Annotated in this window: 8 protein-coding genes; 6 read left to right on the top strand and 2 right to left on the bottom strand. The window is 45.5% G+C overall.

Annotated elements, in window-relative coordinates; genetic code table 11:
- Nucleotide 1 precedes the first annotated feature (1 nt).
- On the bottom strand, nt 2-1711 hold the full coding sequence (locus MHB82_RS17690; RefSeq protein ID WP_341175469.1) for a sensor histidine kinase: 1710 nt from the start codon (nt 1709-1711) through the stop codon (nt 2-4).
- A gap of 131 nt (nt 1712-1842) precedes the next feature.
- On the opposite strand from MHB82_RS17690, the gene MHB82_RS17685 reads away from it, so the two are divergent.
- The 3 genes from MHB82_RS17685 to MHB82_RS17675 are packed head-to-tail and all read left to right on the top strand — an operon-like array spanning nt 1843 to nt 8239.
- Nucleotides 1843-2808, top strand: a complete 966-nt coding sequence (locus MHB82_RS17685; RefSeq protein WP_095357528.1) for an ABC transporter permease — start codon at nt 1843-1845, stop codon at nt 2806-2808.
- 19 nt (nt 2809-2827) lie between these two features.
- Nucleotides 2828-3706 (top strand): carbohydrate ABC transporter permease, encoded by an 879-nt coding sequence (locus MHB82_RS17680; RefSeq protein ID WP_095286604.1) that lies wholly within the window; start codon nt 2828-2830, stop codon nt 3704-3706.
- A 42-nt stretch (nt 3707-3748) separates the two neighbouring features.
- Nucleotides 3749-8239, top strand: a complete 4491-nt coding sequence (locus MHB82_RS17675) for a carbohydrate binding domain-containing protein (protein ID WP_341175468.1) — start codon at nt 3749-3751, stop codon at nt 8237-8239.
- A gap of 83 nt (nt 8240-8322) precedes the next feature.
- Here MHB82_RS17675 and MHB82_RS17670 read toward each other — a convergent pair whose 3' ends face one another.
- The gene (locus MHB82_RS17670; protein ID WP_341175467.1) at nt 8323-9210 is read right to left on the bottom strand and encodes a LysR family transcriptional regulator; all 888 of its coding nucleotides are present in this window, start codon (nt 9208-9210) and stop codon (nt 8323-8325) included.
- 132 nt (nt 9211-9342) lie between these two features.
- On the opposite strand from MHB82_RS17670, the gene MHB82_RS17665 reads away from it, so the two are divergent.
- The 3 genes from MHB82_RS17665 (at nt 9343) to MHB82_RS17655 (ending at nt 17457) form a co-directional block, all read left to right on the top strand.
- Nucleotides 9343-10089, top strand: a complete 747-nt coding sequence (locus MHB82_RS17665; RefSeq protein ID WP_341175466.1) for an acetoacetate decarboxylase — start codon at nt 9343-9345, stop codon at nt 10087-10089.
- A gap of 13 nt (nt 10090-10102) precedes the next feature.
- Nucleotides 10103-11128, top strand: a complete 1026-nt coding sequence (locus tag MHB82_RS17660) for a ketopantoate reductase family protein (protein ID WP_341175465.1) — start codon at nt 10103-10105, stop codon at nt 11126-11128.
- A gap of 236 nt (nt 11129-11364) precedes the next feature.
- Nucleotides 11365-17457 carry an S-layer homology domain-containing protein gene (locus MHB82_RS17655; protein ID WP_341175464.1) on the top strand — a complete coding sequence of 2031 codons (6093 nt, stop codon included), beginning with the start codon at nt 11365-11367 and terminating at the stop codon, nt 17455-17457.
- Nucleotides 17458-17817 lie beyond the last annotated feature (360 nt).

Below are 17817 nucleotides of genomic sequence, written 5' to 3'. Positions count from 1 at the left end.
CCTACTCATTGATATTGTTGTACCATGTAATGCTTACCTTAACGCCTCCGCCAGGCGTATGTTCATAGCTTAGACCCGCGTCTTCACCATACAAAAAAGACAAACGCTGATGAACATTCCAAGTTCCGCATCCCATATTGCCATCGAGCGGTTTATTAAGATTATCAACCAATTCTTGCATCTGATTCTCCGTCATACCCAGCCCGCTGTCCTCGACGGTTATCGTACACAATTCATCCGTATGATAACCTGTTATGTTGATATGGCCGTCTTCAGTACGGGGTTCAATGCCATGAATGATAGCGTTCTCAACAATAGGTTGTAAGCTTAAACGGGGTAACGTTTTATGAAGCATATCGTCCGGTACATCGATGGTAAAATGCATGCGTTCCAGCCGGAGTGCCTGGATTTCCAGGTAATTTTTCACCATGTTCAACTCTTCTTTGATGGTGGCCTGATCATTCTCGGATCTTGTGATGTACCGATAATACTCACCTAAATTAAGCGCCATCGCCACAACGGCTTTCTCATTTTTCATCCTCGCCATATTTTTGATGTAGAAGAGGCAATTGTATAGAAAATGCGGATTAATCTGTGATTGTAACTGCTTTAGTGTGGACTCACGTCTTCGGAGTTGTTCTTCGTACACGTTCTCAATCAACTCCTGAATTCGCTGTGCCATGATGTTAAATCGTGCAAACAATAAACTGAATTCATTACGTGAAGAATGATGTAATCGAACAGAGAAATCTCCAGTCGACAAACGGTTCGTTCCCTTTACCAGTTGAAGCAATGGAAGCTGCACACTTCGATAAAGCACATACAACACCACAACACTCATAGCAATCAAAACGGCTATGGAAGCGTAGAAGAGATTACGACTATTTGTGATCGGCCCTAGAATTTGCTGCATAGGCACGTAGTCTACGTAGTACCATCCCAGACTGTCTGAATGGATGTACGAGACATAGTATTCTGTACTGTCAAGCGTCGTGGTGAATCCGCCTTTTTCCTGCAAAGTCATCTCTTTCAGCTTGGACTGAATCGCAGTCAATGTATCATTTCCACTAGTGTTGCTAATTAAGCCAAACTCGGGATGGAACATAAAAGGGTCACCTTTGTTATTCAATTTGTTCTGATCCAGCATGCTGGTCAGATGATACACTGGAAAGCTTATCTTGGTAATCAGTCTCGACTTCCTAGGAGTGTCGATCGCTGTCGTTGGATCGGTCGTGTACCACTCAAATTGATTATGCTTATATGCCCATGATTTCGAAAGTGGCTTGGAAAATTCATCCTCTCCATACGGGATATAAGCATAATAATCCGTGGAAATGACTTTTTGCAACCTTGGAAAATAAAGGGTGATGGTGGAATGCCATTTACTGGCTGCATTATACAGATTCATTTTTTCAAGAATAGCACTTCCAACTTTGACCCGTTCATAAGGCACATCTTTGTAATCCGGCCGCTGATATTCCTGTATGCTCGAATCTTGCCCAATGGACATCCCATAGAGAGATAATTGGTAAATATTGGATTCTACAGAGTCGGCAAAAGTGGACAAATGATTCATGGTATTGTTCTGAATTTCGTGTTCGATTACACGTACACTTTCCCGGTTTGAATAGGTGTACAGGAATAAAACCAGGACAAGCAGTGCTACAAACAACAGTGTAATTTTGGTGAAGACGTTCAGACGTGCGAACAATGCTGGGCCTCCTCAACTCATTAAAATATTGTTATCGTTGTTGCAATATTAGGATATAGATTGCTAATAACCGTTGCTATAATTTTAATATACAAGTTCATATCCACTTGTAAAATACAAATTTTTAGAACATGGGGGATGTAGGGGTGAAGGAACATACGTTAGAAACGCCTCGCAAGGGGCGTGCCATCAAGGCGAGACAGCGCTGGAACATGCAGCGGAATTGGTCCTTGCATTTGATGCTCGTACCAGCGGTTTTGCTGGCAATTGTATTTCAGTACATACCAATGGGCGGGATTGTGATTGCTTTCCAGGATTTTAAACCATACCTCGGATTTACCGAATCCAAATGGGTAGGTTGGGATAATTTCAAGTATTTATTCTTATACCCGGACGTAGGCCAGGTCATCTGGAATACACTGGTGATTGCATTTTTCAAAATAATCGCAGGTTTAATTGCTCCATTCCTGTTTGCGATTTTGTTGAACGAAGTTCGTTTATCTGCTTTTAAAAGGGTCAGTCAAACACTGGTGTATCTGCCGCACTTTCTGTCATGGGTTATCCTGGGCGGAATATTGCTTGATATTCTTTCGCCGCAGGGCGGTATGGTGAACAAACTGGTCGTTGCACTAGGCGGAGATCCGATCTTTTTCCTGGGGGATGGAACTTGGTTTCGGATAACACTGATTGTTAGTGATGTGTGGAAAGAATTTGGCTTTGGCACGATTGTATTTCTGGCTTCTCTGTCCGGTATTAACCCGGCACTGTACGAAGCTGCGGAAGTGGACGGTGCAAACCGGTTCAAACAAACACTGCACATTACAATACCAGCCCTGATGCCGATCACGATTGTACTCATGACACTCTCCATCGGAAACATTTTGAATGCAGGGTTCGATCAGGTGTTCAATCTGTACAATCCGCTCGTTTATGACAAAGGTGATATTATCGATACCTTCGTATACCGTCTAGGTATCTTGAACGGCAAAATGAGCTTCGCAACGGCTGTAGGATTGTTCAAATCGGTCGTGGCAACCATTCTGATCGTTATCTCATATCGCATGGCTTACAAATTGGCGAATTACCGCGTGTTCTAGTAGAGAGGAGAAAAAGGGCTTGTATTACAAAACAAAAGGCTATCGAATATTCAGCGTTGCGAACTATATTTTTCTGGGCGTACTATCACTGCTTTGCATTCTGCCTATCATTCATATTTTGGCTGTTTCGTTCAGCAGCATGGCACCGGCCTCAGCCAATCTTGTCGGCTTCTGGCCGATTGGCTTTACGACAGATGCATATGTCAAAACGTTCGGCAATTCAAATTTCATTAATTCCTTGCTGGTTTCGGTTAAACGAACCGTCATTGCTACGGTGATTGGTATGGTGATTATGCTTCTAACGGCATTTCCACTGTCGAAGGAAGATATTAATTTCAAAGGCCGTTCGATCTACACCTGGTTCTTTGTATTTACGATTTTGTTCAGCGGAGGTCTAATTCCAAGTTATATCTTGGTCCAGAAACTAGGACTGATGGATACGATCTGGGCACTGGTGCTGCCAGGTGCATTGTCCGTGTGGAATGTTATCCTGATGATGAACTTCTTCCGTGGTCTGCCTAAAGAGCTGGAGGAAGCAGCTTATCTGGATGGAGCAGGTCACATTAAAACGCTGGCACTGGTATATGTACCGCTGTCCATGCCTGCGATTGCAACCTTGTCATTGTTTACCATGGTAGGTCAGTGGAACTCTTGGTTCGATGGCATGATCTATATGTCCGATGTCAAAAATTACCCACTGGCTTCCTTGCTACAAACCATTATCGTGCAGCAAGACCTCAGTAAAATCAACGTGGACCCATCCATGCTGGAGAATGTTTCCCAGCGTACGGTTCGCGCAGCACAGATTTTCATCGGGGCATTGCCGATTTTGGTCATATATCCATTCTTACAACGCTTTTTCGTTAAAGGTATCGTCATTGGGGCAGTAAAAGAGTAGTACTGCCCTGTAAGTGACCACACATTCTAGGGAGGAATATGAGTGAAAAAAGGGTTGGCTTGTCTCGTAGCAGGAAGCATGATCGTTTCACTGGCAGCTCCGGCCGTAGTCGGGGCAGAACAGATGAAGCAGCATATGATAACGGAGCAGGAGCAGGCGTCAAGCCTGCTTCGGGCACCGTACAAAGATTTGCAGGGACATTGGGCTGAAAATGCAGTTATTCGTATGCAGGATATGACGCTCACTAAAGGTTATACGGACGGCACATTCAGACCGAGTGAACGTATCAGCCGTGCCGAATTTGTTGTAATGCTCGATCGGGTATTCGGATTCGCTGGAGGCCCCGGAGCGGCGTCATACACTGACATTACTGAAAAAGACTGGTACTATGATGCGATCACACGAGCAAGTGGATCTGGCATTATTCAGGGAACTAATGCAACACATCTGTCCCCCCAGCTTCCGATTACCCGGCAGGATGCTGTGGTAATGGCAGATCGTGCGTTTCAGTTATCGACAGGCAGTGAGAATAAATCGCTCGGTTCTGCGTTTAAAGACGACAAAGATGTAGCTGACTATGCTAGGAATGCGATGAACTACTTTGTAAACAATAAAATTGTAAACGGATACAACGGAAATCTTGCACCTGAATCCAACATTACGAGAGCAGAAGCTGCTACGATCATGTCTACGTTGATATCAGATATTCAAAGCAAACCAGGTACCTATGAATCCAACGTAGAAGGTAATCTGATTGTCCGCTCAACCGATGTGACGTTGGAAAATACCACAGTTAATGGAAACTTGTTACTTACAGAAGCCATTGGAGAAGGTACAGTGGCGCTCGACGGAGTGACGGTCACTGGAAGTGTGATCGTGAAGGGCGGAGGAAATCACTCTATCGATATTCATAACTCTAAATTGAATCGAATTGTGGTAGACAAAAACACAAGTCCGGTACATGTGAAGATCACAGGGACAACTCAAATTGAAAACATGTTTGTTGAACGCAGAGCTACCGTTGAGTTGTCAGCCGAGAGTACGATTAATACATTAAAAGTAAGCAGCAAAGCCCGTAATACCATGATTGACAGCAAAGGTAAAATCAATCTGCTGGACGTAGATGCAGGCAACGTATTGCTTAATGGGAAGGCGGTTTCACCAGGACAATACAAGGATAGCACTACTCCTGGGACAGGACAGTCCGAGCAACCAAACGCTGCTACACCAGGTACTTCTAACGATGGCAATAATTCTAGTACAGGTGGGGGCGGCTCTTCCAATTCAGGCGGAACGACACCATCCGTACCGGGCAATCCTTCAGGTGAAAAACCGATTCCTGCAACGACGATTCCGGATGAGCATTGGGAAATGGTCTGGAATGATGAATTCAATGCGCCTTCCGTGGATGCATCCAAATGGACCGTTCAGGATACGGAGCTTGTGTACAACAATGAGTTGCAATATTACAGCCCAAATAACACACGTATTGTTAAGGATGGCAACCGCAATGTATTGCAGATTGAAGCAAAGCGCGAGCAGAAGGGCAGCAAAAATTATACTTCTGGTAAACTGATTACGAAAGAGAAGGGCGACTGGACGTACGGAAAAGTGGTCGTACGAGCGAAATTGCCCGCGCAGCAGGGCATGTGGCCTGCAATCTGGATGATGCCTACAGATGAAGCACATTACGGAGGATGGCCAGCTTCCGGGGAGATCGACATTATGGAGTTGATTGGCGGTACAAACAAAGATCATGAAGTATACAGTACGATCCATTACGATTCCCCAAAACCAGATGGTTCTCACGGGCATGACCAAGGCAAGTTTACCTTGCCGCAAGGTGAATCGTTCGCAGATGATTATCATGATTTTCAGGTGGAATGGCTGCCTGGCATGATTCGTTTCTATGTTGACGGCAAACTGCATCATCAGGTGAATAACTGGGAGACGACAGCAGCGGGACAGCCGGAGAGTTACACCTTTCCTGCTCCGTTTGATCGTCCGTTCTATTTAATTCTCAATCTTGCCGTTGGGGGAGACTGGCCGGGATCGCCGGAAAGTGATTTTGTCTCTGAGAAGATGAGTGTTGATTTCGTTCGGGTTTACGAGTACAAGAAATTGAGCGAATGGCCGGACGTAACTTCTAATCCGATCGAACCGGAATGGCAGCGGGAACCGCAAACGGATGGAAACCAGATCTACAATGATCGCTTTTCTGAAGGTGTGGATGTAGATGGTGTGCCGAACGAATGGAACTTCCTCACGAATGCAGGCGGGGCTGGTAAGGTAGAGGTTATTGATGACGTGCAGAAGGGCAAGGCAGCGAAAGTAACGATCTCACAAGCCGGAACCGAAAGTTATTCTGTACAACTGACACAAATGCCGATGTATTTGAAGAAAAATAGAAAATACAAAGTGCAGTTCGATGCAAAGGCATCTGCGGATCGAGTCATCCGTTCGAAAGTGACACAGTTTGAAAAAAGCTGGACAAATTACTCCGAGGATAAGAGCTTCTCATTAACTACAGATTGGCAACCGTATGAATACACCTTCAACATGCGGAATGGGGCAGACAACAATGCAAGGTTTGAATTCAATCTGGGATTGAATGAAGGGGAAGTTACGGTGACCAATGTGCGGTTGATAGATATCGGTGAAGCCGACTCTCTTCCAGTGGAACGCAAAGCACTGCCGGATGGAAATTATGTCTTTAATGGCACATTTGATCAAGGGAAGGATCGCCTCGGCTTCTGGTCCAGACAGGTTCAGTCTGATGCTGAAGCGCAGATTACCGTGAACAACTTCCTAAAGTTCCCGATCATGGAACGGCAGCTCGTGGTCGACGTTCTACGAACGAACGGCCATTCTGATCAGGTGGCTGTGGTACAGCCGGGAATGAAGCTGGAAGCGGGCACTACCTACGGATTCACTTTTGATGCAAAGGCGGATTCGCCACGTACGATGGATTTGGATTTGTCTACCGCAGAGGGGCATGATGTGCAGGTGAATCAAGGGCAGCAGATCCAACTTGGTCAGGAACTCAAGAATTATTCGGGTGAAATTGTGATCGGACAGAACGCAACGTCAGCAGCAACGGTAACAGCCGAACTGAAGCTTTTATTCGGCAGTTCCGAAGGGAAGGTTTACATTGACAATGTGAAGCTGACTAAACGAGGTAAGCCGGTAACAATCCAGGGCTATACTCATATTCCTGCTGCGGATGCATGGATGATGCAAGGTCTGCAGCTTGAAAATTCCGATGAAGGCGGCAAACATGTCAGCTACATGGACGAAGGTGATCTGCTGCAATTCAAAATCGATGCAGCAAACGATGGCGTATATGCATTCTCCACAAGGATGGCAAGTGCCAAAGCCGATTCAAAAGTCCGATTCAGTGTGCAGGATGAACAAGGCACAACGGTTGCAAGCTCCGAACTTCTGCTTGGAGATACAGGGGGATGGCAATCCTATAAGACGTTATATCTGCCAGCAGTTTCACTGAAAGCCGGAACATCGTATTATGTCAATTTTGAAGGAAACGAATATAATACACGTTGGTTGGACGTTTCACAGAATAGAGTAAGGAATGGCGAACTGACCGCAGATGGAAACGATTGGACGCTAATTCCCGACGTGCTCTCGGCTACGTATGGGAAAGACCATGGAATTAATATTACGTTGCCGGCTGCAACAGACGATGAGTGGGATTCGTTTTTGCAGCAGGGTTTGATTGCTCTTGAGGCTGACAAGACCTATCGTCTGAGCTTTGAAGCTTCAGCCTCTGTACCTAAATCAATACAGGCTGTGGTCTCGCAAGGTAATGGCGGCGAAGCCAAGTATATGGATGAAAAGGTAGATCTGACTGAAATTAAGCAGCCATACACCTTCACATTTACAATGGGAGAAACAGCGGATGCGGCGGCCTTACTGAACTTTGGTCTTGGCAGACCGCTAGCGGAAGAGCACAGTGTATCCATTCAAAATGTGATGTTGTTCGAGGTGAACCCGGGTGCGGATCAGGGGGGACAGCCGGTACACGTCAATCTGATCCCGAATGGGGACTTTGCCAAAGGAAGTGAAGGCTGGTTCAAATATGCAGCCGGTGTTGAATCTGACCTTGCGATTCATGTTGAGAATCAGCAGCTGCAAGCTGTGATCGGTCAGGCGGGAACGAATCCGTGGGACCGGCAGGTTATTAATGAAGGTTTTGCAATGCAGCAGGGAACCAAGTATAAGCTGACATTCAAGGCCAAAGCGGATAAAGCCCGCAAAATGGGGGTTGGTATCGGCTGGGTGGATGTTCCCGCTGGATACGCGTGGCATGGATTTTATGGACAGCAAGTGAGCTTATCCACGGAAGAACAAGAGTACACCTTCACATTCGATACAACCGAGCCAAGCTATGCAAACAGCCGTATCGTGTTTGACATGGGTAAGATAACAGGTGCCGAAGATGGTAACACCACAATTACGTTGTCTGGTGTCAACCTGACCAATCTTGGACCCGTGCAGACAGCCGTAGCTGATTAAATCACCATCACAATGGTATATTGATAAATTAAGCAGGCAGCCGGGTGAATCCCGCTGCCTTTTTTTATGACTTCTTTTCGTTCTTAATCCACCATAAAGAGGTCAGCATTCAATTCATAATACATAGAAATAAAATCTCGAAAATGTCGAACCGAAGGAGACAATGATTTTTGTTTGGTCCAGGATAAGCTAATCGGATAGATCGCTGAATCATCAGCAATTTTTATATAGTGTAACCCCAGTTTTCTACATACGGAAACAGGTAACAAAGCGACTCCCTGATCAAGCTTGATGATTTCAAGCAGTGTGTGTGAATCCACTTCAAAGGCCTGATTGGGTACGAAGCCTGCTTTCCCGCAGAGCATGGTGGTAAAGTTGCTGTACTCCACATTATCGGCAAGAGATATGAAGGGTTCGTTTGCAACAAGATGTAACGAGATGTTTGTCTTTCCAGCGTACGGATGATGGGAAGGTACAACAAGAACAATATCCTCATTAACCAGTACACAACTCTCAATCTCCTCATCCTGGATCGGATGACCTGTTATTCCTACATCGATGTCCCCTTTTTGCAAGCTTGAGATGATTTCGTTCTTCGTTCCAATGCCTTGATGAATCTGGGTTTGCGGGTTGCTATTAATATATTCGCTAATTAGCCCGGTAAGGAATCTTGGATTCGTAATCGAGATTCGAATGATGTTAGATACGTGCTGCTCTTCTGACTGGATCTCCAGTTGAGCATTTTCAATTTCGGTAAAGATTCGATTAACATGCTTCAATAGAATTTTCCCTGACGCATTTAATTGAATGTTTCTTCCTTTTCGATCAAACAAGGTTGTACCAAGCTCATCCTCCAGTCTTTTGATCGTCAGGCTTAAGGAGGGCTGAGCAATATTTAGTTGTTGAGCTGCTTTGGAGATATGTTCGGTATAGGCAACAGTTTGAAAATATTTGAGCTGCAGCAATTCCATTCGTTTCGCACCCCTTATTTATTTCAATAAATATATATAGTACTTATTATGTATTATATTAAATTTAATTATTAATGTAGAATTTTATTTGTGAGAGAGATAAAAACATAACATAAAAGGTAGGTGTCCTTCATGAAAATCGATGTGAATAACATAGCCAAAAATCTGAATACACCCCTAACGGCACCGGCTTACCCCATGCCACCCTATAAATTTGTGAATCGGGAATACTTAAACATTATTTATCGAACGGATGAAAAAGCTCTGCGGGCAGCGGTGCCAGAACCACTGGAAATTGTTGAGCCGCTGGTTAAATTTGAAGTGATGTGGATGCCGGATGTCTCCGGATTAGGTGCATATACCGAAGCTGGGCAGGTTATCCCTGTGCGATTCAATGGTGAGGATGGTGACTATGTGCATTCCATGTACGTGGATAACTTTCCTGCGATTGCAAGTGGCAGAGAGCTCACGGCGTATCCCAAAAAGTTAGGTGCACCCAAACTATACATTGATTCAGATACACTTGTGGGCACGCTTGATTACGGAACGCTTCGTGTTGCAACGGCAACGATGGGATATAAGCATGCTCCGATGGATAAGGAACTCGCCAAAAGTGAAATCTGCCGGCCTAACTTTATGATGAAGATTGCTACGGATTACAATGGGAATTTAAGAATATGTGATTTGATTCGAACCCAAATTACGGATATCGAAGTGAAGGAAGCATGGACAGGACCAGCACGGCTTCAGCTTTTTGAACATGCACTCGCACCCCTTGCCGATTTGCCTGTATTGGAAGTTGTTTCAGCTTCACATATCCTGACAGACCTAACCTTAAACGCAGCACAGCCTGTATATAACTATCTTGAGCAGAAATAAGGAGGAAATTACAATGAGAATCGCAATCTTAGGAGCAGGATCTCTAGGAACCATCGTAGGGGCATACCTGGCAGATGGCGGCATGGATGTTGAGTTAATTGATGCATATCAGGAGCATGTCGATGCCTTGAATGAAACGGGAGCTAAAGTGGTCGGAACTACGGAGTTTCATGCAAGAGTTAAAGCCATCACTCCTGACCAAAAATCTGGGACTTATGATCTTGTGCTGCTATTGACCAAACAATTATCCAACAGTACCATCCTTCGAGAATTGCTTCCGTTCTTACATGATGAGAGTATCGTGTGTTCCTTGCAAAACGGGATTCCTGAAGAGAACGTGGCTTCCATTGTGGGCGCTGAGCGCGTTATTGCGGGGTCCGTTGAGTTTGGCGCCACGTTCATGGAACCAGGTGTATCAAGCCTCACAACGGAGTACACACAATTCAAGAAGTATGCTTTTCAGATTGGCGAATTAAATGGAGTAACGTCCGATCGCATTCAGCGTGTAAAATCGGTTTTGGACCTGGTAGGAGGAACACACATTTCCGATAACTTAGTGGGAACCAAATGGTCCAAGCTGCTGATCAATAATGCATTCAGTGGTCTGTCGGCGGCATTAAACGGAGAATACGGAGACATTCTGGATGATGAAGTCGGTATTGTGAGTGCCGTTCATATCGCGGACGAAACGATTAAGGTCGGACATGCGAACGGGGTTGAATTTGTCAAAATGAACGGATTCGATATCGTTTCCCTTGAACTCCAAAGTGAACAAGATATTCCTGAGCGAATTAAAACGTTACGATATGTGATGGAACCTTCCCGGCTGCTCAAAGCAAGCATGCTTCAAGATCTGGAGAAAAAACGCAAAACCGAGATTGATTACATTAATGGAGTTGTTTCGAGCAAAGCAGAAGGTACAGGAATTGCGACACCGTATAATGACTTGGTTGTGAAGCTGGTCCAAGCTGCTGAAGAGACACAAACGGTTCCTGATTTTCAGACAAACATTGAAGAATTTAAACATCTGGTAGACTGAGGTTATTTTTGTTGGTTTCAATTCTTTGCCTGATAGAGAATAGAATTCCATGAAAAGCCGCGATTTGCGGCTTTTTTTGTTGGATCTGTTCAACTCTAGTTAATCGAGAAAGGGTACTATCGTTAACTTTCCATTTACCTAGGGAGCGCACTCTCCTAACAAATCCCACTTATGATAAAACAATGTTTGTCAAAGTGGAGCAAGCAAAAATGGAATAAAAGGAGATGCGGGTTAAATTGAACAGAAGAAGGATTCTTCAGCGAAGTATTGCAATCGCTTTATTAAGCAGCATGATCTTGACAACCGGGATGCCTTTCACATCACTGCCAGCAGTTCATGCAGAAAGCCTGCCGCAGGAAGACAGCCAGGAACAGACACAAGTCACTCAAGCTGTAAACGTTCATGTAGACCACACCCCGGCTGATTGGATTTACGAAATGCAGGATTACACGGTTACTGCAACGGTATATGGCACCGACCAGTCATGGCCCGGGCGTATCTCTTATTCGGTAGACGGCCAAATGTATGCTCCGGTGGAATTTGTACCCTTAGAGCAGAGTCCGGATACCTATGTGGGGATCATTCCTGCTGAGAATTTGACCGGCAGAGAGTTAGACTATGACATTGACATAATGAACGTGGAAGGAAAAATCATTCAATCGACAGGATACTCGGCGGCCATTCGACCATCCATGTCTCTAATGCAGCAGTCCACAGGACCTGATCTGCTGATTACCGAGATGGTACCAGACACGACCAATCTGCCCAACCTCAGTACGGATGCGTATGAGTTTGTTGAGGTGTATAACAACACGGATCAAGTGATTAATTTTAAAGACTATACTTTCTTCTACAATAATAAGGATACCTGGAAGACAGAAGAGGATGTGGACATCCTGATTCCTGCTCACAGTCCGGTCGTATTTTGGATTTTGAACGGAAGCAATAACGATCTTACGGCTGAGCAATTTAATCAAAATTATGGAACATCTCTGACGGAAGGGAAGCACTTGTTCCGCATACAGGGCGGAGCTGGTATGGCGAATGGAAGTGCCAGGTCACTTGTGATCAAAAATCAAGCCAACGAGAGTATCGTTTCAGCAGCTTATGAACCGGCTCAGGTTAAAGCGAATATGGGGATTTTCTTCAAACATCCGGCAGCTGGAAGCACTCAGATGAGTGTTATGGAGAATGCCGGGAAAATCTCAGCCACACCAGGATCCATTGATCCGGCACAGGCTGTTCCGCCAGTTGTGGAAGAAGGGTCCCAAATCGAAATTATGCATACGGCTCCAACCGACGCCTTAGCCATTCAGGATGTTGAGATCAAGGCGCAGATCAAGAATCTGGGTACAAATGCAGATGGAAGCAAGCCTGCGGTCAAGCTATTGTACAAGACGCCTTCCCAGCACAGATACAGTGTTGCAGTCATGACGAATATTGGTGAAACAGACGAGTATACAGCAACGATTCCGGCGTCGGCACTTACCGAGCCTGAATTGCAATACCGGATACAAGCAGGCAATATGGACAAGCCGTATTCGGCACAGGTTCAATGGGATGCATTCGATCCGAGCAAAGCACCTACGCTTCTTATTACTGAGCTTGTACCGAATACAACAAATGTACCGGGTACGTCCTCGGATGCTTATGAGTATATCGAGATATTTAACAATACAGACCAACCGGTTAACTTTAAAAATTACAGCCTGTACTATCGTTATCCTGACAAAGGATCAAGCGCGGATGTGGAATGGGGGGCAACTCATCCCGATTTTGTTATTCCTGCCCAGCAATCGGTTGCATTTTGGATTAAAAATAGCACCAACACTGCTTATACCGAGGAAGATTTCAACCAATTTTATCAAACCAACCTCATCCCCAATGTTACGCTGCACTCAATCCAGAGTGATGGCATGGCGAATTCCGGCCGCAGAGCGCTCGTAATCAAAACGAATACGGGGAAGGAAATCTCTTCTGCCTATTACGATGCGGATCAGACTTATGAAAATGGAACCAAAAGTGATGAAACGAAGGAAGATAAAGCAATCACTTACACCTATCCGAGAAACGGCAGCACAATGATGATCAAGTCAAGCTCCGGAATGGAAACACCATCGCCAGGCAGCATCCTGCCGGAACAAGTTCCTTCCGTACCCGTCCATATCGAGTTGGATACCGTTCCACCAACCGTTCAGGATATGACGAAAGCGACCGAAGCGGATCAATCGAACGGATTAAAGTTGATCGTCGATGCCAAAGATGACCGTGAGGTAACATCCGTAGAGGTATTCGTTCGTTCAGATAAACAGGCTGAATTTACGGCACATCGTTTGACGGAAGATTACGATGACCTGATGTACCACTATAACATGTCACCGGCCGATCTCATCGGACGCAAAACCATCGAGTACTATTTCGTTGCTTCGGACGGTACTAACGAAACGAGAACCGAGCCAGCAGTTATATCCGTGACCGGAGGAATAAGCGATGAACCGCTTCGACTGAATGTGAAGGAACTGGATACCATTCGTGGTGTGCACACCATTAAAGGGACCTCGCAAGCGGTGGGGATGGACGCCAGCCTCAGTATAGACGGTGAAGTTCTGCCGGATGACAGTACTTATGCTGCGCTTGAGCATGATGCATATTTCGTTTTTGAAGCCGTTAATGTCGATTATTATTTTAAAAATGCAGTAACCATGGGACCACCAGAGCTGGAGGACAAGTCGATTCTCTATACGTTCATGAACCCGATTACAAGCTATACGACATTATCCTTTCCTATTGATCCAGAACGTTTAATTCAAGGGGATAATGTGATCTACATCCGGGCAGGTTCCAAAACCTCGCCGTTTGATGAACGTCCGGAAGAGAACAAAGATGACTTTGAAGTCAAAAACGTACGTTTGCTCTTGGCTGATGGGACTGAAATATGGGATCCGGCCTACGCTGAGAAAGAAAAACAGATTAAAATGGGCGATTCTGCCGGGAAAAGCGAATCGATCGGCTTCCATTTTGAGTTGAAACCGGAACATCTTACGGCTAAAGCCTATGAATGGGACACCACCGGTATCAGCGATGGAGCACATCAAGTCGCTCTAACCGATGGTCAAGAGCAGTTAACGGCCAAAGTCATGGTGGACAATACGCCACCAGATATCAAGCCAACCGTGGAAGAAGGCAAAACCTATCGTGGTGAATTCATCATCGATGCTGAAATCCAGGATGCGATAGCCGGCGTGGACAAGGTAAATGTGAAGCTGGATGGCAATGTAATTACTCTTCCATTAAAAACCTCATCGGGAGAGATGCAAGGTGGGAATCATGTCCTGCAAATTCAGGCAACGGATAAGGTGGGTAACGTTGCGGAGAGCACGGTAAAGTTTGAAGTGCCCGATGAGAACCCGCTACCACCGGAATTGGTGGCGCCTAAGCAAAATCAATCAAATGTTGGCACAGACGCCAACCTGACAGTTAAAGTTCAGGACCCAAGCAAAGACGACATGAATGTGACCTTTTACAAAGGTTATAAATACGATGCAACCCGAGCTGAAGGTTTTGCAGGATACCTGAATACTTCCGTTACGGAGCCGCCTAGAGAAATGGTTCCTTCCGGAGAAAAAGCCATGAATGCAGAGGATTACCAAAAAATCGCTGCGATCGATGGAACATATCTGGTCAATGATTCGGTTGAGCAGTTTCCTTACCAACGCTTCGAAGTGAAGCTTGATCCAACCGTGAAAAGTACAGATCGTGTTGAAATCGAATGGCAGGGCAAGTCGCTTGAAGGAAGAAAAGTAAGCTTATATGCCTGGAGCATAAGCGAGCAAAAATGGAATCAGCTGGATCAGGTTATTGCCGGTACAGAAGATTTTGAATTAAAGGCTGTGGTACAGGCAGGTGATTATGAAAACGAAGATGTCATCCAAATTATGGTGCAGGACGAACTAGCGGAAACAGCTGCTGCTGCAGGCAATAAGCCTACACCGGAGTCACAGGACCCGTACGACTTTTCATTTGTTTGGATGTCGGATACGCAGTATTATTCCCAGAGTTATCCACTGATTTATCAAAACATCGTCAACTGGATCGCCGGGCAAAAAGAAAACATGAACATTAAATACGTTATTCATACCGGGGATGTCGTCGACAAAGCAGACCAGGAATATCAATGGATTGAAGCAGATAAAAACATGAAAGTTCTTGAGGATGCTTCGATACCTTATGGAGTACTCGCAGGAAATCACGACGTAGGGCACCAGGATAACGATTACGCGAAGTTCCAGCAGTATTTTGGAGCCGACCGGTTCATCAATAATCAGGTATTTAGCGGTTCATATGAGAATAACCGTGGACACTATGATTTGGTATCAGCGAACGGGAATGACTTTGTCATTGTGTATATGGGATGGGGACTTGGTGAAAAAGAGATTGAATGGATGAACGACATCGTTGCCAAGTATCCGGAACGTAAAGCCATTCTCTGTTTGCATGAGTATTTGCTCGTATCTAATAACCGTTCACCGATCGCCGACCAAATTTTTGAGAAGGTTGTAAAACCGAACAAAAACGTGATTGCTGCGCTTTCCGGGCACTATCACGATGCCGAGCTTAAGGTCGATCAGCTGGATGATAACGGAGATGGCATTCCTGACCGCAACGTGTATCAAATGCTGGCAGATTATCAAGGTGCTCCTGAAGGAGGACTTGGATATATCCGGCTTATGCAGTTTGACATGGCAAACAACAAGCTCCATATCAAAACGTATTCACCTTATCTAGATGACTACAACTACTATGATCCAGAGACCGAACAAGGCAAAGATGAGTTTAGCTTGGATCTTGGTTTGGCACCAGCAACAAAGCGAGTAGCCACTGATTATATCGGGGTTAAAGTTTACACGGATCAGAAAATAGGCTCCAAGGCTAACGTTGAGAGTGGACGAGAAGCCTCTGTGGAATGGAAGGGACTTTCCAACGCAAGCTACTATCAATGGTATGCTAAAGCCGAAGACGAGCATAGTGGAAGTGCTCTATCCGATATTTGGGGATTCTCTACAGGGACCTCGGCTCCTGGGGGACAGACTCCGGGTAATGGAGGAGGTTCAGGTAACAGTAAACCGGCAGCTCCTGCAGAAAATAATAGTGTGACGATGCCAGCAGCCCCGATCAGCAATGGTCAAATCACGCTTAATCCATCTTCGGATGGTACTTATCGTGCTGAAGCACAAGCGCTGGAGCAAGCCGCCAGTTCAGCGAGTGGAGGAAAAGTAGTCATTACACTTGCTGGCATACAAGAGCAGAACGATAACGGGGAGTTTGATGTATACCTACCTGCCAGTGCGGTGAAAAAAGTGAAAGCAGACGGGCTCTCTATGGTGATCTCATCACCTGTATTAAAAGTCACGCTCCCGGCTGGTTCCCTGCCGCAAGAATGGGGAGAGACAGACCAGCTGCTCCTGCGTTTCAGTACTGTATATAACGATAGTTCGAAGCAACTATTGAATAACAGTCTAACGGGATACCAACATTACTCCCGCACGGAGTTAGTGCAATCGCTTCGTATGTTCCTCATCCAAGGAGAGAACGAGACGGAGGTTACGAAGTTCGGCAGTCCGGTCGAGATTAATCGAATCTTGACGGCTGAACAGCAAAAACAGATTCAATCTGAATATGCGGGTGTATATCTGCTTGGTCAAGGAATGGAATATCAAGGTGGCCGCTTCGCAGCCGGAACGGTAACGTTTGAGGCGGAGCAACCAGGGTTATATGCAATCTTGGAATATCATAAACCATTCAAGGATATGGAGGACTCCTGGGCTGAGCGTTATGTTCACTCGTTGGCGGCAAAACATCTGATTCAGGGGATGGACGATGATAACTACGGTCCTGCCCTGCAGGTAAGCCGAGGCGATTTCATTACCCTGATCATGCGTGCTGCAGGGCTGAATTCTTCGGGGAAAACCGAGGTGTATGCCGATGTACCAGCCAATGCATATTATGCATCAGCCGTTGCTCAGGCGACCGAACTTGGTATTGTACAAGGAAACGGTAATCTCTTCAGGCCGAAGGATTCCATCAGCCGCGAAGAGGCAGCCGTGATGTTGATGAAAGCACAGCAAGTGTTGTTTATGGAAAAGCAGAAATCCACGGGAAGAGCAGCATACTCTGACCAAGGCCAGGTATCTGCTTGGGCCATCGATGCTGTAGAGCATGTGAATGCTCTGGGACTGATGACAGGCAAAGCGAATCTTCGCTTTGATCCGAAAGGTAAAGTCACACGGGCAGAAATGGCTAAAATAGTATATATGCTGATACATGAATAAACATCTTGTAATGCAACTCGCACATGTAATTCACACAGAGGAAGTCGCCTGCATGGCGACTTTTTTTGTTTTATCGGAACAAGTATTTATCCTCAGTCTCTAGTCGGCGAGCTTCAAAATAAAACGAGCATTAGGTAAGCCCAGTTCATCTTCTGTCCTTGAATGAGAAGTACACATCCATGCTGTAGATCAATGAATTGCCCATGGACTCCCTGCAAATGTTCAAGGAGGTACCTGGCCGTGTTCATGGGAAGCTTGAAATAGACAAGGAGACGCGGCTTCTTGTTTTTTTTTACCTTTCAGATTAGGGTTAAAAACGCAGTGTTATTGTCATTTATAGCATGTGTTAATATTGTCCTG

This window comes from Paenibacillus sp. FSL K6-2862 (genome assembly GCF_038005125.1).
Classification (GTDB): Bacteria; Bacillota; Bacilli; order Paenibacillales; family Paenibacillaceae; genus Paenibacillus; species Paenibacillus illinoisensis_A.
The sequence above is the reverse complement of the archived record's forward strand: the minus strand, read 5'-3'. Positions and strand labels throughout refer to the sequence as shown.

What these genes read in the sequence shown, in the direction of transcription:
- MHB82_RS17685 (WP_095357528.1), top strand. Translation starts at nt 1,843, where the DNA reads ATGGGGGATGTAGGGGTGAAGGAACATACGTTAGAAACGCCTCGCAAG.
- MHB82_RS17670 (WP_341175467.1), bottom strand. Translation starts at nt 9,210, where the DNA reads ATGGAATTGCTGCAGCTCAAATATTTTCAAACTGTTGCCTATACCGAA.
- MHB82_RS17665 (WP_341175466.1), top strand. Translation starts at nt 9,343, where the DNA reads ATGAAAATCGATGTGAATAACATAGCCAAAAATCTGAATACACCCCTA.
- MHB82_RS17660 (WP_341175465.1), top strand. Translation starts at nt 10,103, where the DNA reads ATGAGAATCGCAATCTTAGGAGCAGGATCTCTAGGAACCATCGTAGGG.